This window comes from Lysinibacillus sp. EB106-09-02-XG168 (assembly GCF_058791475.1).
In genome coordinates this window covers 420,779-443,603 of the sequence record NZ_JBYTDN010000003.1, presented here as the reverse complement: position 1 = coordinate 443,603, position 22,825 = coordinate 420,779, and the positions used below count along the sequence as shown (strand labels likewise).

The 22,825-nt window shown below is 40.7% G+C and carries 11 protein-coding genes, 3 rRNA genes and 1 pseudogene; 6 read left to right on the top strand and 9 right to left on the bottom strand.

Annotation, left to right across the window (positions count from 1 at the left end; all coding sequences use genetic code 11):
- Positions 1–414 precede the first annotated feature (414 nt).
- Positions 415–1,953: pseudogene (locus AC3WSO_RS03180) on the top strand (IS1182 family transposase); the annotation flags it as partial.
- A gap of 99 nt (positions 1,954–2,052) precedes the next feature.
- On the opposite strand, the gene rrf reads toward AC3WSO_RS03180, so the two are convergent.
- From rrf to AC3WSO_RS03135, 9 genes are all read right to left on the bottom strand, one after another.
- Positions 2,053–2,168, bottom strand: a 5S ribosomal RNA gene (gene rrf, locus AC3WSO_RS03175).
- A 184-nt stretch (positions 2,169–2,352) separates the two neighbouring features.
- Positions 2,353–5,280, bottom strand: a 23S ribosomal RNA gene (locus tag AC3WSO_RS03170).
- A 305-nt stretch (positions 5,281–5,585) separates the two neighbouring features.
- Positions 5,586–7,137: ribosomal RNA gene (locus AC3WSO_RS03165) — 16S ribosomal RNA — on the bottom strand.
- Together the 16S, 23S and 5S rRNA genes form the textbook arrangement of a ribosomal RNA operon.
- 517 nt (positions 7,138–7,654) lie before the next feature.
- Positions 7,655–9,844, bottom strand: a complete 2,190-nt coding sequence (locus AC3WSO_RS03160; protein WP_492528656.1) for a DNA topoisomerase III — start codon at positions 9,842–9,844, stop codon at positions 7,655–7,657.
- Positions 9,845–10,231: 387 nt separating this feature from the next.
- Positions 10,232–11,305, bottom strand: coding sequence for a glycosyltransferase family 2 protein (locus AC3WSO_RS03155; protein ID WP_492528654.1), 1,074 nt, complete (start codon positions 11,303–11,305; stop codon positions 10,232–10,234).
- 142 nt (positions 11,306–11,447) lie between these two features.
- Entirely contained in the window at positions 11,448–12,206 is a 759-nt protein-coding gene (locus tag AC3WSO_RS03150; protein ID WP_492528652.1) for a hypothetical protein, read from the bottom strand.
- A gap of 1 nt (position 12,207) precedes the next feature.
- Positions 12,208–15,990, bottom strand: coding sequence for a DEAD/DEAH box helicase (locus AC3WSO_RS03145; RefSeq protein WP_492528650.1), 3,783 nt, complete (start codon positions 15,988–15,990; stop codon positions 12,208–12,210).
- 119 nt (positions 15,991–16,109) lie between these two features.
- A complete protein-coding gene (locus AC3WSO_RS03140) occupies positions 16,110–16,664 on the bottom strand; it encodes an NADPH-dependent FMN reductase (RefSeq protein ID WP_492528648.1) in 555 nt (184 codons plus the stop codon).
- A 502-nt stretch (positions 16,665–17,166) separates the two neighbouring features.
- On the bottom strand, positions 17,167–18,012 hold the full coding sequence (locus AC3WSO_RS03135; protein WP_492528646.1) for an NAD(P)H-binding protein: 846 nt from the start codon (positions 18,010–18,012) through the stop codon (positions 17,167–17,169).
- Between the two features lie 265 nt (positions 18,013–18,277).
- Between AC3WSO_RS03135 and AC3WSO_RS03130 the strand changes: the two genes are divergently transcribed.
- The 5 genes from AC3WSO_RS03130 (at position 18,278) to AC3WSO_RS03110 (ending at position 22,749) form a co-directional block, all read left to right on the top strand.
- Entirely contained in the window at positions 18,278–19,324 is a 1,047-nt protein-coding gene (locus AC3WSO_RS03130) for a PseG/SpsG family protein (protein WP_492528644.1), read from the top strand.
- Between the two features lie 177 nt (positions 19,325–19,501).
- Positions 19,502–19,687, top strand: coding sequence for an SE1832 family protein (locus tag AC3WSO_RS03125; RefSeq protein ID WP_285397488.1), 186 nt, complete (start codon positions 19,502–19,504; stop codon positions 19,685–19,687).
- Between the two features lie 54 nt (positions 19,688–19,741).
- Positions 19,742–21,307 carry an ABC-F family ATP-binding cassette domain-containing protein gene (locus AC3WSO_RS03120; RefSeq protein WP_492528642.1) on the top strand — a complete coding sequence of 522 codons (1,566 nt, stop codon included), beginning with the start codon at positions 19,742–19,744 and terminating at the stop codon, positions 21,305–21,307.
- A gap of 570 nt (positions 21,308–21,877) precedes the next feature.
- Complete coding sequence (gene spx, locus AC3WSO_RS03115) at positions 21,878–22,282, top strand: transcriptional regulator Spx (protein WP_079563727.1); 405 nt, start codon at positions 21,878–21,880, stop codon at positions 22,280–22,282.
- A gap of 23 nt (positions 22,283–22,305) precedes the next feature.
- Complete coding sequence (locus tag AC3WSO_RS03110; RefSeq protein ID WP_492528640.1) at positions 22,306–22,749, top strand: MarR family winged helix-turn-helix transcriptional regulator; 444 nt, start codon at positions 22,306–22,308, stop codon at positions 22,747–22,749.
- The last annotated feature ends 76 nt before the right edge of the window (positions 22,750–22,825 follow it).

Here is a 22,825-nt window from a genome sequence, read left to right as displayed (position 1 = left end):
ATTCTGCAGATGAACATTCTTCATTATTTGGCTTAGTATTTCTTGAATTGACACTTCTGTCATATCCGTATATTTTTCTTGGAATATTAGTTGTTTTAGGAAAAAAGGATGAGCGTAGTTAGAGGTGGCTTTCGTTAAAGATTCGGTTTACGGAAAATAAAAAAGCAGAGTTAATCTTAAGAGATTCTCCCACTTAGGTTATCGCCCTACACACCTTGAGGAAGGAGGGTTTTCTCATTCTATAAAATTGCAAACAAAAAGAGGCTGGGACAAAACCTATCCCTAAACTAAAAAGCCGGTGGAATTTTACGATCAGTAAAATTTCACCGGCTTTAGATTTTTTCATAAAAAATAAGGACCACTTCTGATAAAATTAAGTCACCACAACAAAATTATACAGAAAGAAGGATCCTTATGTTTAAACATTATAACATGAATCAATTAGTTTTACCTTTAGATTTAGAAATGAAGTTACAAAAGAATGATATTGCCTTCCATGTCCATCATTTAGTCGAAAGTATCCCGCCTGAAGAGTTTGAACCATTCCTTCGAAATGAGGGATGTCCTGCCTACCATCCACGCATGATGCTTAAAATTATCTTATGTGCCTACACGCAATCTGTCTTCTCAGGGCGCAAAATTGAAGCACTTTTAAAAGATAGTCTTCGGATGATGTGGTTAGCTCAAGGGCATGAACCAACCTACCGCACAATCAACCGATTCCGTGTCCAGCCAGAGGTAAAAGAGTTGATTCGTCAATGCTTCGTTCAATTCCGCTGCCAACTGGTACAGGGAGAATTAATTGACCAAGAAGCTATTTTTATTGATGGAACTAAGATTGAAGCGAATGCGAACAAATTTACATTCGTGTGGAAAAAGTCGATTGAGAAATATCATAACGGACTAATTGAAAAATCAAACCAGCTATACGATGAGCTGCTTGAAAAAGAAATCATACCAGAAATTGAACGGGAAAACGAAAAGGAATTAGCATTAGAAGAGCTCGCTCAAATGGTCGAAAAAGTAGATGAAGTGATTTCTGAATATGATCGGAAAATTGAGGACTCATCGGATGTAGCAGAGCGAAAAGCTTTAAGAACCGAACGGAAATTCCCAAAGCAAGCTCGCAAACAATTAATCGACTATATTGAACGCAAACTAAAATATCAAAGAGACTTCGAAATCTTTAACGTACGAAATAGTTATTCTAAAACAGACCCGGATGCGACATTTATGCGTATGAAAGATGACTATATGAAAAATGGTCAACTGAAGGCTGGCTATAACATACAAGTGGCAACAGAAGGTCAGTATGCGCTTGCCTACAGCATTTTTCCGAATCCAACGGATACACGTACATTAATCCCATTTTTAGATGAAATTGAACAACATTATTTTAAGTTACCAAAACACATCGTCGCAGATGCCGGATATGGCAGTGAACAAAATTATGATGATATCCTTTCGAATCGTAAGCGAGAAGCTTTAATCACTCACAACATGTATTTAAAAGAACAGAAGAAAAAGTATAAGCAAAACGAATTCAATACAGCAAACTGGGATTATGATAACGAATATGATCGATACACTTGCCCAAACCAACAACAGCTTGTATTAAAATATCGTACCACGAAAAAGGATAAGTATGATTTCACACGTGAATTTAAGGTATACGAATGTGAAGACTGTTCCGGATGCCCCCTCCGTTCATTATGTACAAAATCCAAAGAAGGAAATAATCGTAAGTTAATAGTGAATGAGAAGTGGGAACAACAAAAAGAATATGTGAGAGCAAAGCTTTCAGAAGAAAAAACGAGTACCATTTATCGTCAACGCAAAATTGACGTGGAACCAGTTTTTGGATTCTTGAAGGCTAATTTGCGTTTCACTCGATTTTCTGTACGAGGGAAATCGAAGGTTGAAAACGAGATGGGCCTCGCATTAATGGCTATATGGAGACAACATAAAAAATAGAGAAATCCGAATTTGAATTCATTCAAATTCGGATTTCTCACTAATTGAAGCTAGTTATGTCCCAGCCTCTTTGAAGTTGCCTAGCGACGTCCTACTCTCACAGGGGGAAGCCCCCAACTACCATCGGCGCTAAAGAGCTTAACTTCCGTGTTCGGTATGGGAACGGGTGTGACCTCTTTGCCATCATCACTAGACTATTGTCGACCTCCAATACACGGCGTATTACTTCGTCAGCTTCTCTCGCTCAATCGGTCACGTACAGAGGTACGCTCCCTCATTCACTCGTTTGCTTCCTTGTACTACTTGTGTCTTGAAGCTCTTTTAGAAAGTTTGTTCTTTCAAAACTGGATAAACGGTTCATTGAATGTTTCAAACATTTTGGTTAAGTCCTCGATCGATTAGTATTCGTCAGCTCCATGTGTCACCACACTTCCACCTCGAACCTATCTACCTCATCGTCTTTGAGGGATCTTACTTACTTGCGTAATGGGAAATCTCATCTTGAGGGGGGCTTCATGCTTAGATGCTTTCAGCACTTATCCCGTCCACACATAGCTACCCAGCGATGCCTTTGGCAAGACAACTGGTACACCAGCGGTGTGTCCATCCCGGTCCTCTCGTACTAAGGACAGCTCCTCTCAAATTTCCTACGCCCACGACGGATAGGGACCGAACTGTCTCACGACGTTCTGAACCCAGCTCGCGTACCGCTTTAATGGGCGAACAGCCCAACCCTTGGGACCGACTACAGCCCCAGGATGCGATGAGCCGACATCGAGGTGCCAAACCTCCCCGTCGATGTGGACTCTTGGGGGAGATAAGCCTGTTATCCCCGGGGTAGCTTTTATCCGTTGAGCGATGGCCCTTCCATGCGGAACCACCGGATCACTAAGCCCGTCTTTCGACCCTGCTCGACTTGTAGGTCTCGCAGTCAAGCTCCCTTGTGCCTTTACACTCTACGAATGATTTCCAACCATTCTGAGGGAACCTTTGGGCGCCTCCGTTACCTTTTAGGAGGCGACCGCCCCAGTCAAACTGTCCGCCTGACACTGTCTCCTGCCCCGCTAAGGGGCATGGGTTAGAATTTCAATACAACCAGGGTAGTATCCCACCGACGCCTCCTTCGAAGCTGGCGCTCCGAGATCTCTGGCTCCTACCTATCCTGTACAAGTTGTACCAAAATTCAATATCAGGCTACAGTAAAGCTCCACGGGGTCTTTCCGTCCTGTCGCGGGTAACCTGCATCTTCACAGGTACTATAATTTCACCGAGTCTCTCGTTGAGACAGTGCCCAGATCGTTACGCCTTTCGTGCGGGTCGGAACTTACCCGACAAGGAATTTCGCTACCTTAGGACCGTTATAGTTACGGCCGCCGTTTACTGGGGCTTCAATTCGCAGCTTCGCTTGCGCTAACCACTCCTCTTAACCTTCCAGCACCGGGCAGGCGTCAGCCCCTATACGTCACCTTACGGTTTTGCAGAGACCTGTGTTTTTGCTAAACAGTCGCCTGGGCCTATTCACTGCGGCTCTCATGCGCTTGCACGCTCAAGAGCACCCCTTCTCCCGAAGTTACGGGGTCATTTTGCCGAGTTCCTTAACGAGAGTTCTCTCGCACACCTTAGGATTCTCTCCTCGACTACCTGTGTCGGTTTGCGGTACGGGCACCTCTCACCTCGATAGAGGCTTTTCTTGGCAGTGTGAAATCAGGAACTTCGTCCATACGGACTCGCCATCACAGCTCAACGTTACAGTGTGCGGATTTGCCTACACACACGCCTTACTGCTTGGACGCGCATATCCAACAGCGCGCTTACCCTATCCTACTGCGTCCCCCCATTTCTCAAACGGTGAGGAGGTGGTACAGGAATATCAACCTGTTGTCCATCGCCTACGCCTATCGGCCTCGGCTTAGGTCCCGACTAACCCTGAGCGGACGAGCCTTCCTCAGGAAACCTTAGTCATACGGTGGACGGGATTCTCACCCGTCTTTCGCTACTCATACCGGCATTCTCACTTCTAAGCGCTCCACCAGTCCTTCCGATCTGACTTCAACGCACTTAGAACGCTCTCCTACCACTGACATCGTAGATGTCAATCCACAGCTTCGGTGAATCGTTTAGCCCCGATACATTTTCGGCGCAGCGTCACTCGACCAGTGAGCTATTACGCACTCTTTAAATGATGGCTGCTTCTAAGCCAACATCCTGGTTGTCTGTGCAACGCCACATCCTTTTCCACTTAACGATTACTTTGGGACCTTAGCTGGTGGTCTGGGCTGTTTCCCTTTTGACTACGGATCTTATCACTCGCAGTCTGACTCCCGTGTATAAATATCTGGCATTCGGAGTTTGTCTGAATTCGGTAAACCGGGATGGCCCCCTAGTCCAAACAGTGCTCTACCTCCAGTATTCTCATCACGAGGCTAGCCCTAAAGCTATTTCGGAGAGAACCAGCTATCTCCAAGTTCGATTGGAATTTCTCCGCTACCCACACCTCATCCCCGCACTTTTCAACGTGCGTGGGTTCGGGCCTCCAGTAAGTGTTACCTCACCTTCACCCTGGACATGGGTAGATCACCTGGTTTCGGGTCTACGACCACGTACTATTTCGCCCTATTCAGACTCGCTTTCGCTGCGGCTCCGCCTTCTAAAGCTTAACCTCGCACGTAATCGTAACTCGCCGGTTCATTCTACAAAAGGCACGCTATCACCCATTAACGGGCTCTAACTACTTGTAGGCACACGGTTTCAGGATCTCTTTCACTCCCCTTCCGGGGTGCTTTTCACCTTTCCCTCACGGTACTGGTTCACTATCGGTCACTAGGTAGTATTTAGCCTTGGGAGATGGTCCTCCCGGATTCCGACGGAATTTCACGTGTTCCGCCGTACTCAGGATCCACTCAGGAGAGAACGAACTTTCGACTACAGGGCTTTTACCTGCTCTGGCGGACCTTTCCAAGTCGCTTCATCTAACTCGCTCTTTTGTAACTCCGTATAGAGTGTCCTACAACCCCAAGAGGCAAGCCTCTTGGTTTGGGCTCTTCCCGTTTCGCTCGCCGCTACTCAGGGAATCGATTTTTCTTTCTCTTCCTCCAGGTACTTAGATGTTTCAGTTCCCTGGGTCTGCCTTCAAGACGCTATGTATTCACGTCAAGATACTACGCGATTAAACGTAGTGGGTTCCCCCATTCGGAAATCTCCGGATCAAAGCTCACTTACAGCTCCCCGAAGCATATCGGTGTTAGTGCCGTCCTTCATCGGCTCCTAGTGCCAAGGCATTCGCCGTGCGCCCTTAATAACTTAACCTACAGCTTTCAATACACATCGCATTTTGTCGTCAGCTTCACTCGTTCAGTCAGTCGCGTACAAAGGTACGCTCCTTCCTTCTCTCGATTGCTTCCTAGAACTGCTCGTGTCTTGAAACCTTATTCGTTATTAAGCCTATAAAAAAACTTAAAAAATAAATGTGTTTGTTACTATTTCAATGTCGTTTTATCCAGTTTTCAAAGAACAAGTTTTGAAGTATTTCATTCGTTAAGAATGAACCTTCAAAACTGAACGCAAAACGTAATCTTACAAACCCTAGGTTTGTATTCCGAAAATATCCTTAGAAAGGAGGTGATCCAGCCGCACCTTCCGATACGGCTACCTTGTTACGACTTCACCCCAATCATCTATCCCACCTTCGGCGGCTGGCTCCAAAAGGTTACCCCACCGACTTCGGGTGTTACAAACTCTCGTGGTGTGACGGGCGGTGTGTACAAGGCCCGGGAACGTATTCACCGCGGCATGCTGATCCGCGATTACTAGCGATTCCGGCTTCATGTAGGCGAGTTGCAGCCTACAATCCGAACTGAGAACGACTTTATCGGATTAGCTCCCTCTCGCGAGTTGGCAACCGTTTGTATCGTCCATTGTAGCACGTGTGTAGCCCAGGTCATAAGGGGCATGATGATTTGACGTCATCCCCACCTTCCTCCGGTTTGTCACCGGCAGTCACCTTAGAGTGCCCAACTAAATGATGGCAACTAAGATCAAGGGTTGCGCTCGTTGCGGGACTTAACCCAACATCTCACGACACGAGCTGACGACAACCATGCACCACCTGTCACCGTTGTCCCCGAAGGGAAAACCATATCTCTACAGTGGTCAACGGGATGTCAAGACCTGGTAAGGTTCTTCGCGTTGCTTCGAATTAAACCACATGCTCCACCGCTTGTGCGGGCCCCCGTCAATTCCTTTGAGTTTCAGTCTTGCGACCGTACTCCCCAGGCGGAGTGCTTAATGCGTTAGCTGCAGCACTAAGGGGCGGAAACCCCCTAACACTTAGCACTCATCGTTTACGGCGTGGACTACCAGGGTATCTAATCCTGTTTGCTCCCCACGCTTTCGCGCCTCAGCGTCAGTTACAGACCAGAAAGTCGCCTTCGCCACTGGTGTTCCTCCAAATCTCTACGCATTTCACCGCTACACTTGGAATTCCACTTTCCTCTTCTGCACTCAAGTCCCCCAGTTTCCAATGACCCTCCACGGTTGAGCCGTGGGCTTTCACATCAGACTTAAAGGACCGCCTGCGCGCGCTTTACGCCCAATAATTCCGGACAACGCTTGCCACCTACGTATTACCGCGGCTGCTGGCACGTAGTTAGCCGTGGCTTTCTAATAAGGTACCGTCAAGGTACAGCCAGTTACTACTGTACTTGTTCTTCCCTTACAACAGAGTTTTACGATCCGAAAACCTTCTTCACTCACGCGGCGTTGCTCCATCAGGCTTTCGCCCATTGTGGAAGATTCCCTACTGCTGCCTCCCGTAGGAGTCTGGGCCGTGTCTCAGTCCCAGTGTGGCCGATCACCCTCTCAGGTCGGCTACGCATCGTCGCCTTGGTGAGCCGTTACCTCACCAACTAGCTAATGCGCCGCGGGCCCATCTTATAGCGACAGCCGAAACCGTCTTTTAGTATTTCACCATGAAGTAAAATAGATTATTCGGTATTAGCCCCGGTTTCCCGGAGTTATCCCAAACTATAAGGTAGGTTGCCCACGTGTTACTCACCCGTCCGCCGCTAACGTCAAAGGAGCAAGCTCCTTCTCTGTTCGCTCGACTTGCATGTATTAGGCACGCCGCCAGCGTTCGTCCTGAGCCAGGATCAAACTCTCCATAAAAAGAAATTTGATTAGCTCAAATTGTTTTGCTGGCATCATGTTTGATGTCCAAAATTTTGTTTCGTTCACCAACTCAAGGTTAGCTACTAAAAACTTTATTGATTACGTTTTGCTTGTTCAGTTTTCAAGGTTCATCGTGTTGCCGTTTTCTCAGCAGCAACTTTTATATAATATCATGTCGCGAACTCGATGTCAACAACTATTTTTTAACTTAATTGTTTTTCAGAAGTTATCTTAACGACTTGTATAATATTACTCTCTTAATCTAAAAAGGTCAACACTTTTCTCAAAAAAATTATAAGTTTTTTATTTCATTAAGAAACTTCCTATTTAATTGTACTTCTTGTACTTCGAAAAAATTTAACAAGAAAAGCTAGAACACAACCATTTCCCTTTCTTTTTATTATGTCCAAGTATAAAGCCCAGAAAATTTTACTGTCCGTAAAACTTTCTGGGCTGCTTAGTATTTAACTGAAGCTTTGTCTCAACCTCTTAAATAGCAATCTGTCTTATACTGTTAATCAAACTTCATCCCTTTTAATAAATCTGCGAACGCATTATTAATCGGTTCAGCTTCTTTTTCTTGCTGCTTCATGTATTTTTGCACGCTACGTTTATCTACTTTGCCGCCGCCTTCTTTTTTACGACGGGCTTCAAATGCAGATAATTTTTCACGATAACCACATTTACATACGAAAATTTGGCCATCACCTTCACCACGAAGCTCTAGCTTTTTCTTACATTGCGGGCATCGTGCGTTTGTAACACGTGATACGTTTTTACGATGACCACATTCACGATCTTGGCAGACAAGCATTTTACCTTTTTTACCGTTAACTTCAAGCATAGGCTTGCCACAATCTGGACAGGACTTTGTTGAAATATTGTCATGCTTGTACTTTTTATCGCTCGCTTTAATTTCAGCAACTATTTCTTGCGTGTGCTTTTTCATTTCATTAATGAACACGTCTTTTTTCAACTTACCTTTTGAAATGAGCTCAAGCTTTTGCTCCCACTCGGCTGTTGTCGCAGGAGAACGCAATTCTTCAGGCACTAAGTCAAGTAATTGACGGCCTTTGGATGTAATGTAAATTTCTTTACCGCCACGCTTTTCGATTAAGAATGAATTAAATAGTTTTTCGATAATATCTGCACGTGTTGCGACTGTCCCTAATCCCCCAGTCGATTTCAATGTATCTACAAGCTTCTTATCGTTCGTTTCCATATACTTCGTAGGATTTTCCATAGCCGATAGTAATGTTGCCTCTGTAAAACGTGCTGGTGGCTTTGTTTGACCAGATGTTTGGGCAATTAACTTCGTCTTTAACACTTGACCAAGTTCTAAACGAGGAAGTAGTTGCTCTTTTACATCATCCGTTGATTCCTCATCATCAAAACGATTTTGATATACTTCTTTCCAGCCAGCATTTATGACCGTTTTCCCTTTGGCGATAAATTTTTCATGTCCAATTTGAGCTTGTACGGTTAATTGCTCATATTCTTGTGCCGGGAATAATACAGCTAAAAATCGTTTCACTACTAAATCATAAATTTTACGCTCTTTATCATTGAATGCCGAAAAGTTCACATAGCCCTCAGTTGGAATAATGGCATGGTGATCAGACACTTTACTGTCATCTACAAATGATTTATTCGCTTTGATTGGCTTTGTTAAAATTTTATTCGCGAATGTACGATATTCACCGATACCACATGCTTTTAGACGCTCAGGTAATGTGCCGACAATATCAGATGATAAGTAGCGAGAATCTGTCCGAGGGTATGTCAGCACTTTATGAGATTCATATAGCTTTTGCATAATATTTAATGTTTCTTTTGCAGAATAACCAAACAATTTATTAGCATCTCGTTGTAATTCTGTTAGATCATAAAGACCTGGGGCAAATGATTTTTTAGGCTTGCGATCAACCGAAGCAATTTTTGCATCTTGATTGCCTAGTGCTTTAACAATAGCGTCAATTTTCTCTTTATTGAAGCTACGTGAATTCCCGTTTGCATCTTGCCATGTAAGCTTTAATGAATCTGTTTGTGCTTCAATACCGTAATACGTTTGTGGTTTGAAGTTTTTAATTTCATCTTCGCGTGTAGCAATAATTGCAACTGTTGGCGTTTGAACACGTCCACAATTTAACTGTGCATTAAATCTTGTCGTTAAAGCACGTGTCGCGTTTAATCCGATATACCAATCCGCTTCAGAACGAGCAACCGCAGCAGCATATAAATTATCGTAGTTTTTACCCGGTTTTAAATTGGCAAATCCTTCTTTAATCGCTTTATCTGTGACAGATGAAATCCATAAACGTTTAATTGGCTTTTTCACATTCGCTTTGTCAATAATCCATCGAGCAACTAATTCACCTTCACGCCCAGCATCAGTAGCGACAATGATTTCATTTACATCATTACGAGTTAACTGTGATTTGACCGCATTATATTGCTTACCCGTTTGCTTCATAACGACTAGCTTCATTCGTTCTGGCAACATCGGAAGATCTTCTAAATTCCATGTTTTATATTTATTATCGTAGGCTTCTGGATCGGCTAATGTTACTAAATGCCCTAATGCCCAAGTAACTATATATTTGTCACCTTCTAAAAAACCATTCCCTTTTTTATTACATTTCAAGACATTTGCTATATCACGTGCAACTGAAGGTTTTTCAGCAATAACTATACTTTTAACCATTTATTCGTACTCCTTTACTAACTATGTAATGTCTAATATACCATAAGTTCGAGGCATCAATTGCTTTAAAGCCATCTACTTAATGTCAATCATAGTCGCGAGTGTTTGGACATCCGCTGAAAAAGGTAAAAAAGCAAATTCACGCTAATTGTGAGTTTGCTTTTTCTATGCTTAAAAAAAATGTTTTCGATGAACTGCATACTCAAACGCTCAAAACATATGTTGAGTTAACAGAATGTTCACAAAATCGAAAGGGGATAAATGAATGGATGCTCGAACTTTCAGACCTCGGAATGTGATTTTTATGACGATCGTTGTTTTTGTATCGATGTTAATTGGTTACGGTATATATATTAATTTTATTGATGTTCCCTTCCCATGACGATCTTACTTCTTTAACTGAGTTAACAAGTATGTTCGGTTATCTAGTATGCGCTGATCTTTTGGCTTATATTTACGTGCTGTCTCATTATGCTGATGTGCATTTTCAAAGAGACGCAAGCGATTGTATAACAAGCTTAATTGGAAATGCGGAAGCCATGTGGAATAAGCATGCTTTTGAACGCCCATTGTTTGTTCTATAGGCTGTTGTAATGCTTGTGAATACCAGTAAATAGCCTCTTTATTTTTCATTTGCTCCATAAAAAAATGACCGATTCGACAGCATGTTTCTGGTCTTGGTCGATCATATAATAATGATTGTAAAATAGCTTGAGTTGCTTGTTTTGCATCATTTAGCTGTTGATAGCAATCCGCTAAATTTAAGCAAGCTTCGATATGTTCGTCAGCAGTACCTTTTGTAGAATCTAGGAAACTAGTATAGTGATTGATTGCTTCTAAAAATCGTTGATGCAATTTTAGTTCATTTGCGTAATGAAATGTTTCTCTAGCTGAAAATGGGTGCCCGTCTTTCTTTAAACGCTCATAAATATTAATATTGCGATGAATATCAATTTTTCTTGGCAAATGTGTAACGGCTATATCGCTATGATAGAGTTGGCCTGTTACACCTAAATACTCATGGACGGCACCCTGCCACTGAAAATTACGTGCACGTTTTACGAGACGAAATCTTTTTTCACTTGATTCTACACAACCATCTGCATCGAGCGTTACATAATAATCCATGGAAACAGCATCGACGTTAGGATGATATAGAGATTGCTTAAGTTGCTGAAATTTTCGCTGATGTTCTGTTGTGATTACGTCATCCGCATCGAGCCATAAAATAAAATCTTTCGTAGCTTGCTGAAAGGAAAAGTTACGGGCTTTGGCAAAGTCATCACACCAGGTAAAGTCGAAAATTCGAGAGGTATAACTTCGGACGATATCTTTTGTACGATCAGTTGAGCCTGTATCAATAATATTGATTTCATCCACTAAATGTTGAACGGAATCTAAGCATCTTTCAATACTACATTCTTCGTTTTTAACAATCATACATAAACTAATCGTAAACATCGGTCCCCTCCTTTTTTGTAATAATATATGCGAGCTTAAAAATTTATAGAGGTCTTTTACCATTTATCTCCTTACTTTTTGAATTTATCGCCCAACTACTTAAAAAAGCACAAAAAACGAACGCTTCACACGTTCGTTTTTTTTATAAGTATTTCTTACGCCACTCTAATTGTTCTTTTTCTGTAAGTTGTTGTTCTAGGTGTGGATCCCATTGATTTAACAGCGCATTCCATACACGAACGAACATAATATCTTGTTCTTTATCGTGTAGAATAAATTCGAGGCACGGGCTATCATTAATTTGTTTAGCGTCGGTTTGCACAATTTGTGAAACTATTTTTTGTGAAGCTCCAACGCCAGCTTCTTCGTTATCCTCTCGCTGTAACACTTCTATTAACATAGCTTCCTCGAATTGCTCCTGCTTCTCAGCCTCTTCATCCACATAACGGTAGAGCTCTGGTAGATCATCATATTCTTCGATATTGCCTTCATCGACAGCAAGAAATGCAAGATGGCATGGGCTATAGTAAAGGTTAGCCATTTCTACATCTAGCTCCTCCTCGAAGATGCCACGTTCCAGTTGCTGCTGTCCTTTAGATGTTAATCGATAGAAGCCTTCTTCTTGCTCAATAAGACTTACTCGAGACATTAATGATACTAAATCCTCAATAAATAATGGATCGACTAGCAATAACTCACTTAAATCTTGTGCACTTGCAAAATCTGCTTCCTGTATGCTGATTAACAGCATAGTCATCAAGACATCCATAGTGGAACGACGAACGGGCTCATAGGTTACTTCTACTGTTCGAATCGGGATGCACCATTCATCAGTTTTGACGATTTTAATATTTCGATTTTGCTGAAGTTCACGCATTAAGCGCTGCTGCAGTTTTGACAATCTACATCACCTGTCCTTCATGATTACGCAAGCCGTTATAGGATTTCACTGTATCTAACAGATTACTGTACATCTCTCGTGTATCTGGATGCTTCGCACGTTTAGTAAACATTTCAGCACTTCCGACAAGTAGTAATAGCTCACGGGCACGGGATAAGGCAACGTTTAAGCGTCGGTAATCTTTTGCAAAGCCAACGTCTCCTCCTTTAGGCGTATTACGTACCATACTCACTAATATGACGTCCATCTCCATACCTTGGAACTTATCGACTGTCCCCGTTCTAAATTGAAGATGTGGTAGCTGTAATTCCTGTTGCAGAAGGCGATTAATTTTCTTAACTTGCTCCCCGTAGAAGCTAATAACCCCAACGCTTTTTTGTGCATCCTGAGGCATGCGTCCAGCTGCTTTAGCTTCGATAACAGCCTTATTCAAATCAGTTAAAATGCGTCGAATAGTTTGTAATTCACCTTCATTATAACGACTCGTTCCGCCCTTTACCTGCTCCTCTAAATAAGGTTTTTCAGTCGGTATATCGACCCATAGCAAATGATCATCTCGGTTAACAAATTGTCCTTCTAGGCAATGGTCTCGCGCTGCATCTGAATCTGGTAAACCACATTGCAAACCATTTTCCTCTTTTGCGTAAAACGGCGTAATACTGTGCATAATTTTCTCATGCATTCGGTACTGCAACGCCAGCATTTGCTTATGCGTTTGCGGTAAATTATTAAATAAACGTTCAAACAGCGATTCACGCAGCAAATTTTTCAATTCTTGCGCGCCATCAAAGTTTGGATTTTCATCGAGCATCGCCTTTAACGTTTCCTCCAACGTATCATCTCCAAGTAATGGAGGTAACTGATGATGATCGCCCACTAATATAATTTTCTTACCTTTCAGCATTGGCAATAATAGCTCTGGTGGTGTGGCCTTTGATACTTCATCAATAATGACAACATCAAATGTCGGATAGTTCTCCATAAATTCCTTACTTGCTGAAGCCACACATGTTGTACCAATAACATTCGCGTGACGCACATATAATTTTCGAATTTCATCTAAATCATATTCAGTAGCATTTTGCAGCTTGTCACGCCATTGCTCTTGTAATTTTTTTCGAAGAGGAAGTTGCTTCTCCTTACGCTGTAATTCCTCTATCGCTACATTAGAGGATGCAATTGCTTCCCCTACTTCTTCGGAAGTGCGCTCCGGTGTTGATTGTAGGAGTTTGGTGCAAGCTGTGAGCTGCTTCTCTTTCTTTAACCCAGCTATATTAATTTCTTTTATATTTCCCTCTAATTGTGTGAGCTGCTGTTCAATCTCTTGTAAGCTAGTCTGCGCTGTTTGAAGTGCCGCTTTCTTTGGAAGGAGCTGTGTCTTAGCCTGCTCGACTGCCTCCAGCTGTTGTCGTGCTGTTTGAAGAGAAGATTTCTCTTGCGATACAAGTATTTTTAAATGCTCTACAGACTCTTCTGGTTCAGTATCCATTTGAAATGTTTCAGCTAGTTGCTGAAGTCGTTCTGTATGCTGTAAATACGGCTGCAGTTGTCGCTGTATACTTTGAACGTCAAAGCTTGTAATCGCGCATTCTTGATGTATTAAGCCACCAATACCTTTACGTAAGGACTCAAATTCTTGATTTTTATGGTCTTGTTGTTGCTTCAGCGCTACACCTTTTTGCCAAACAAAATCACGACGCATATATAAACCGAGCAAGAAACTCTCAAGTTGCTCGGCAGATGGTGTTTGATCATCTTGAAAGGCTGTATTGAGCTGGGCAAAAACACCTGTTAGATTTTGCAACGAAAATGATTGAACAGGCTGCAATTTGCTTTTAGCAAGGGCACGTTCTTTTTCTTCTTCCGATACTAACGCCTCAAGTTTTGCGATCGCCTTTTGTAGACGTGAATTGATAGTTGCCCATGCGTCCAAATCTTTAGCATCCTCTAAATGCTGTAAACGACTTATTTGCTGTGACAGCACATAAGATGGGCGAATTTGATAGTGCTGTAAAAATCGTTCGATTCGTTCATAGGATGTTAAATTACCGATGTATTTCTCGGCTTCCTTCATTAATCGAAGGCGATTATTTTCCTCTTCATATTTCAATTGAATATCTTTGAATTGCACTGCTAGATTTTGCTTTTGCTCTTGCAGCTCCTTATATTGAGCAGCCGCTTCCAATTGTTCCATCTTTTGAGTAGTTTCTTCTATAGTAATCTTCAGCTGCTCGATAGACGGACTTTCAGCAAGAGTCTGTTCAAGCGTCTTTACAGCAGGCTCGATTTGCGCCAGCTGTTTTTCGTAATGCTCTTTATGTGCCTCGTTATCCTGCTGCTCGGTTTTTGCAGCCTTTAACTCTTTTTTTAACACTTGTATTTCTTGCTGTAAAACGGGCTCATCAATTGCGGCCTGTTCTTTTGCAGCTATTTCCTTTGTTAGCTCCTCAAGCCATGCCTCAAGCTTTTCTAGCTCTTCTTCAGCCTTGGTAATGCTAGATTTCAGTTCCTGTTCACGTTCTGTAAAGGCTATGATTTCCTCTTCAATTGCTGCAAGAGTTTGCTCACGCCACTGAAGCGCAACATTTTCCTCAATAAATTTTTTACCTTCTTCTTCAATGCTTTCCGTTCTACCATAGCGTAAAATTCGAATTTCTTGATTGGAAAGAAGTCGTCCTAAGGCATTATCTACAGCTAAATTTGATTGTGAAGCTACAAGTGTTTTTAACCCAGCCTTCACATTTTGCTGACAAATTTCAGAAATTACGGTTGTTTTCCCAGTGCCAGGAGGTCCTTGAATGACAAACAAATCTTCAACAGACAATGCGCCTAAAACAGCTCGTCGCTGATACTCGTTTAAATTATTGTGAAAAATAATATCTTCTCGTAGCTTAGATGTTCGAACTGTGGGACGCTTTTCAAATAGTATAGTCTCTAAATTTTGGTTAACGGCCTCGCCCTTTTCTAGCTTTGTAAAACCATTGCGTAATCGTCTAATTTGACTCAATGTCGCAAAATTACTAAAGCTCGCTTGCTTCGAACGAAGGTTAAGCTGACCTTTACGTGCTAAATCTTGCACAAAAGGCTTTAAGTCAATTTCTATTGTCTGCTTCCCTGCATTAGCCTTTAATACTTGTCCAATTTCACCACGTACTCCTTGAATGTTCACACTTAACCCTTCAAGCTTTTTCCATTCCTTCGATTTTATATAAGGACAGACAATTGTAAGCCTAGTAAAATCTTCATTAAAATAACTTTGCTTAAATTCTGTATGAATGTCATCAATCGTCGCATCACGTTCTTGAATTTTTAAAAAGCCTTCCCAGCTCGAGATACGCTTTTTCACATATTCTGTGCGCTCTTCGGCTATTGGTAGCCCTCTTATTTTTGTATGAAGATCAAGCGGAATCCCTGCTCCATTATTAGGTCTTGTGACAAATTGTAATGCTGCTGGTAAGCGTCGATTTGTATTGATGGGGCCTCGCATATGTACAAAACGAAGATTTGTAGCTAGCAACCCTTCAACCTTTAGCACACAATCCATAATGGCTGTTTTCTCAGCAAGGATGTCCGTTAACTTTTCATTTTGCTCTGCATTAAAATAAATCGATAAAAACGTCTCGCCAATTGTTTTAGCTTTGCGCTTTTCGATATAGACGGTAAATGCTTTTTGTAAGGCAAAAAAGGCATGCTCATTTGCTGAGCATTCCTCTACCGCTTCCTTCGCCTTATTCGTCAATATGAGATTACAGCGTTGTTTTTCTAGTACAGCGATGTCCTGCATGAGCAGCCCTCCCTTCCGATTCACTAAAATTATATTTTATCACATCGCGAGAGGATACTTGAAAAGAAAAATCCCCTGCACAGTGATTTCCTTCCACCGCACAAGGGATAAAGATCTTATTAATGTTGATCAATCGGTTCTTTCGGCAATGTTTTGCTCATTTCACAATATTGCACAAAAACACGAGCCAATTCACGTAAACGATTATGAACATCTTCGTCTACAATATTATTATCTGCATCAAAATGAGATGTGTGTGTATATACATAATTCGGAGTCACAAGTGCACGGAAGTAGTCTAAAATTGGCTTCAACTGATTTTCTACTACTAAATGGTGTTGATATGTCCCACCATTGGCCACGATAGATACCGGCTTATAGCGCATTGTTTTTGGATGCAAGAAGTCAAATGCATTTTTCAAAACGCCTGGAATCGATGCTTGGAAAATCGGTGTGGCGATAATATATGCATCCGCTTCCTCAAACTTATGAATCATTTCCTTCATGTCATCATTTAACGGTGAACCATCTACAATTTGATGCTTATATTGACTAAAATGCATAATTTCTAATTCGAAATTAGCATCTAATTCTTTAATATATTGCTCCACTTGCTCTAAAATAGCACCAGTTTTGCGACCAAACACCGTGCCATCAACGAGTAAAATTTTCATTTTCTTTTTGCCTCCACATTCATCTTCTACAATAATATTGTAACAAATGAAAAGAGGCACGAAAAGAATTGTAGTAGTTAAAACCGTAAATTCAGTCTTTAGGCGGAATGTAGTCTGCACAAGAAATATCGCTTAAGAGAAAAAGACATTTGTATGGCGATTACTTGTTATTAAAATAATATTTGGCTCATAACATGGAGGTGATTCCCGTTCCGACTGCGCGCTTTGTCGCTGACGCTGCTGGCGGGTATTCTCCTTGCCTTCGCGGATATTCACTGCTTCAGCGTGTATTTTCCTACTCTGCACAAGTATTCACTTTACTGTCCTAATAATGTATGGACGTTCAAATAGTTAGAACTATAAAAGAAAACGCCAACTAGTAAAGTTAGGCGGTCTCATCTGTGACGCTAATTCCTGAGTGGTCGCCCAGTCGTAACGAAGATCAACTTGTCTGCATTGAATACATTCCAAAAAATAATTCCCAATATTTGGTGAAGAACTTTTATTTATCCCTACGATGTTGAAAATTCACCTCTTTATCTACAACTGTTTCCTCTATTTTATATTTATCTCGATTAATCACGACTTCTTGATTTACTTTATCTCCTTCATCGCTGGTACTCGATAATTGGCGCTTCTCCCAATTAAATAAATTCTCTCTTGAAACGTCCTCATTTTGCGTTCCGGGAAAATCTAACTGAGCCAATTCCTGGGATGGATAAATGGTAATCGGCTGTTTATCGCCGTACAGTGCAATAGCGATCATCGCCTTCGCAACTTGGGAAGCTTCTATAGCTCTTGAACGCTTTAATGGACCAACTAATAGCGGCTTTACTAACTTTAAAACCTTCTCTCCCGCTTTTTCACCTAAGCGAAACTCTTCTCTCTCTCCAATCAATAAAGATGGGCGAATAATAGAAAGTCTTTGTAAGCCTAGCTCCATAAGATCGTGTTCAAGCTTCCCTTTTACTCGATTATAGTAAAATGGAGATTTTTCATTTGCCCCCATTGCTGTAATGACGAGCATATGTGGGATTCCTCGTTTTTTAGCTAACGAGGCAATCGTTAGTGGATATTCAAAATCAACTTTCTCAAATTGCTCACGAGATCCTGCCTTTTTTATTGTTGTTCCTAAACAACAATAAAGCTCATGTGCAAGTTCGATATCTTTTTCCTCTAAAGTATCTAAATTACGAATTTTCACTTCTAACTTTGGATGCGTAAATGCTGGCGCTCTTCGTGCAATCACCGTAATTGAAACATATTCATCATTTTCACATAATTGTTCTACAAGAGAGGTACCTGTTAATCCAGTTGCCCCTACAACAATCGCTGCGCGCATGCCCATTATTCGTACCCCCTTCTAAGCTCTTTTGCTCCAGAAACCATATTGCCGGAACAAAGCTTTATTTTTGCTAATAAAACTAAAACGATCCTATATTTTCCCACAAAACTCTACTTTATTTATCGGTCAAAAAAGGAGCTCTTACTCATTTAATTTGTAGAAGTTTGAAAACTATTTAGAGATATAATTTATCTAATCCTAATTTTTTACACATACTTGCCCATCATTCACCATAATTTAAATAGACGGATGAAAGGATGGGATACATTTGCAAAACGAAACTCAACCAATGGAACTAAAAAAGACGATTGTCTTCATTATTGAAAGCTGTATTGATAAAGGGCTGTATCCTTTTGAACGGGTTGCAACGCTGGCAAAGCTACTTGCAAATGAACATGTTTTCATATTTGTAAAGACCCCTTCAAATGATGGGATTCAAATTTTAATGAATGACAACCTCTCGCCAATCTTATTTGAACATTTCGATGAGCTACCCAAACAAATGAAAGGTATTCAGCCTGATTTAATTGTAAGAGATGGCCATAACTCTGAAAGCTGGCAAGTACAAAATTTGCGACCGTTCTGCAATTCAATCATCCATTTTGATGATTTAGGTGAGGGTGGTCAAGCCTGTGACTGTGTATTGCTAGCACTCTATCAAGAAGTTAAAGATTATTTACCCTCTCATTATATTGGTGGAAGCTTCAATTTTGCATTACCAGAAGCTTATCAAAATTTTGAGGATCGACCAGACAATAAAATACCCGAGGACCCACCTCATATCGTTGTTGCTTTTGAGGATGGGGACGAGCATAACTTAACCTACCGTACTCTTCGACACTTAACGCAGCTACAAATCCCACTACAAATTACAGTGATGATAGATGATAGCTATCGACATGCAACAGATGATTTGCAAATGATGGTACTTAGTCGTCGTAACACTGCCATTCTTCGTGATAAAAACGCACTCCTAAAACTATTACCAAAAGCAGATGTTATTATTTGTAATGCTAACTATACACCTTATAAAATTGCCTCTTATGGTGTACCTTGTATTACACTGGCACAAACTGAGGCTGAACTATTACACGCCTTCCCTCGCGAACATAATGGCTTTATTCACCTTGGACTTGGTCGCAAAATGAAACAATCACAAATTCAAAATGCTGTCATGGAATTTTTATTACATGAGGCTCGAAGTGAACGGGCTGTTAAAAAACAACGACAGCTCAATCTTGCAAGTAACAATGAAGCACTACAGTCACTACTTTTAGATTTCGCTTACGATCGACATAATATCGCTTCTACTTAGTGATTCTTTGAAGGTGGATATGATACAATATAAAAGAATTTCATCTTTAATTACAGAAGTGGATTCAAGCAACATAAGTACCCGATTGATAGTAACTAATAAGCGGTGGGGGATAAAAACCTCCATCGCTTTTACACGCATTCGTTATACAACTAAACACATAAAGGAGCAATTATCATGCCATCAAAAAGTGATATTGAATATCAAATTAAAGAGCTAAAAATGGATTATATGAATTTACAAGGCGACATTGAGAAGCTTGAATCTACAGGTCATAATGATCAAGTAGCAAAAGCAGAGCAACGCCTTGCAAATATGGAAGCAACTCTAGCAGAGTTAAATAAACAATTAGCAGAACTATAAAAATGATATTGGCGGTCATAAAAAAGCTTAGGCCGCTATCTCGGAGGAACATATATGGCAATATTAACAGTTGAAAATTTAGGTCATTCATTCGGTGACCGCACGCTTTTTAAAGATGTCTCTTTTCGTCTAGTTGAAGGTGATCATATTGGTCTAGTGGGTGCAAACGGTGTTGGTAAGTCAACATTAATGGGCATCATTACGGGTCAAGCAATCCACGATACTGGTAAAGTTGAATGGCTTCCTGGAACGCATTACGGCTATTTAGATCAGCATACTGTACTGACAGCTGGCCGCACTATGCGTGATGCACTACGTGACGCCTTCCTTCCTTTATATAAAAAAGAAGAAGAGCTTAATGAAATTACAGGAAAAATGGCTGAAGCGACACCAGAAGAATTAGAAGAATTACTAGAGCAAATGGCTGAGGTGCAAGATGCTCTGGATGCAGGGGATTTCTATTCTCTTGATATGAAGATTGATGAGGTTGCACGTGGTCTTGGTCTTGATGCAATCGGCTTAGACCGTGACGTTGCTGCTCTTTCCGGTGGTCAACGTACAAAGGTTTTACTAGCTAAGCTATTACTTGAAAAACCAAAAGTATTATTACTGGATGAGCCGACGAACTATCTTGATGAAGAGCATATTACATGGTTGAAAGTCTATTTAAAGAACTACCCACACGCTTTCTTATTAATTTCGCATGATACAGAGTTTATGAATGAAACGGTGGATGTTATTTTCCAACTAGAGTTTTCAAAATTAACTCGCTATACGGCGACATATGAAAAGTTTTTAGAGCTTGCTGAAATCAATAAACGTCAGCATATCGATGCTTATGAAAAACAACAGGAATTCATTAAAAAACAAGAAGATTTTATTGCGAAAAATAAAGCGCGCTACTCAACTACTGGTCGTGCAAAATCTCGAGCTAAGCAGCTTGACCGTTTAGAACGTATCGACCGTCCTGAATCAGCTGTAAAACCTGAATTCGGTTTTAAAGAAGCTCGTTCTTCAAGTCGTTATGTAGTAGAAGCTGAAAACTTAGTCATTGGATACGACAAAGAAAAGCCATTACTTCCTCCACTTACATTCGCTATTGAACGTGGGGAAAAAATTGCCCTAGTCGGAATGAATGGTGTCGGTAAATCAACATTATTAAAAACGATGTTAGGCAAAATTAATCCACTCGATGGAAAAGTGATTCGCGGTGACTATCTTTACCCATCTTACTTCGAACAAGAAGTAAAAGCTGAAAAAATTACACCTATCGATGATGTATGGAATGCCTTCCCTTCTATGGAGCAAGCACAAGTACGTGCTGCATTAGCACGCGCAGGACTAAAAACAGAGCACATTACTCGCCCACTGAATTCTTTATCTGGTGGTGAGCAAGCAAAGGTACGTTTATGTAAGCTTATGATGGATGAAGCAAACTGGCTATTATTTGACGAACCGACAAACCACTTGGATGTCGATGCAAAAGACGAGCTAAAGCGTGCTATGAAAGAATTTAAAGGCACAATCGTACTAGTAAGCCACGAACCTGATTTCTATGAAGGTTTAGCGACAAAAGTTTGGAATGTCCAAGACTGGTTTACTTCAGGACAACAAAACTAAAAATATTATTAATGAGGGCCGCTTCCGGTATGATTTTTTTGATCATTAGGAGCTGCCTTCTTTTTTTGCTTGAAACTCTGGCGTAGGTAACGTTTGTTTCAAGAAGTTCACCGGGGCCCTAAGCCCGGCTGAGCAATACTTCCCCCTTACTCGAGCAGTATATACGGCCTCCCCTACCCTAAAGCTTTCTAAACCGACTTTCTTGAAAATAAAATTTATTTATCTATGCATAAAAACCTACATCCAATCATAATAATAATGAGTGGATAAATTCTATTATCTATAAATCAGACTATTTCTCTCTCTATTAAAAATGCTCTCTTCATTCTATAAGCATCTATTATTAAGGAATAGCAAAACTTACATCATTGTAAGCTTAATTTGCGAAACTTTTCGCTCTTTTGTGCGTATATTTTAGTGTAATTAAAAAAATGTTATTTCTAGTTAAATTTTTAAAAATAAATATTGATTTATATATAGCTTACTAGTAAGATATATGTATAACCTATTTAACTTACTAATAAGATATATATTAAATATAATCCTAAAAAAGAAAGCGGGGAATGAAGAATGACAGTTACAATTTATACACAAGCGAGCTGTTCTTCATCCAGAAAAGCATTAAAATGGTTAAAAGATCACAACATCGAATATAAAGAAAAACGTATTACATCACATCCACTAACACTTGCTGAATTTAAAGAGATTTTAAGCATGACAGAAGATGGAACAGATGAAATTATTGCAACTAACTCAAATGATTTTAAAAATTTAAATATTGATATTGATCAGCTCTCTATTCAAGAGTTGTTTGCCATCATCCAAGCTCATCCAAGAATGTTACGAAGCCCTATCTTAATTGATGAAAAACGTATTCAAGTTGGGTACAATGAGATGGACATTCGCCGTTTTATTCCACGCAAAGTCCGTGCCTATGAGTTAAACGCGATGACAAGATTAGCACAAGAAAGTTAAAACAGTTTTGGAGTTGACCTTATATGGATCAAGAAAAACAAATAGCCATTACCTCGTTGTTTGAAGTAGTATCTTCCATTGAGCGTAAGTGGGCAAACGAGTGGAATAATCATAATGTACTCGGCTTTTCAAAATCCCATATTTTAATTTTAGACTACTTATCGCAGGAGGGACCAAAGCGCCCTTCTGCCATTGCTGATCGGTTAAAAGTGACAACAGGTGGTGTCACTGTTTTAACAACTAAGCTCATTAATGCTGGCTTTATTGAAAAAACACAGCATGCAACAGATCGACGAGCTTCTCAATTGAAAATTACAGCTGATGGAGAAGATATTTTAGAAGAGTCCCGTCAGCAAGTTAACGAACTTATACAAAATATGTTTGGTATGCTGTCAGCTGAGGAAGTCCAAACATTACGTAATATTTTTTCGAAATTACTCAACGCTGAATCTAATCGATATGAATAAACACTTCATTTTCACACCGTAAAAAAGTTAGACAAGCATCTAACTTTTTTACGGTGTTTTTCTTTTGACTCACTGT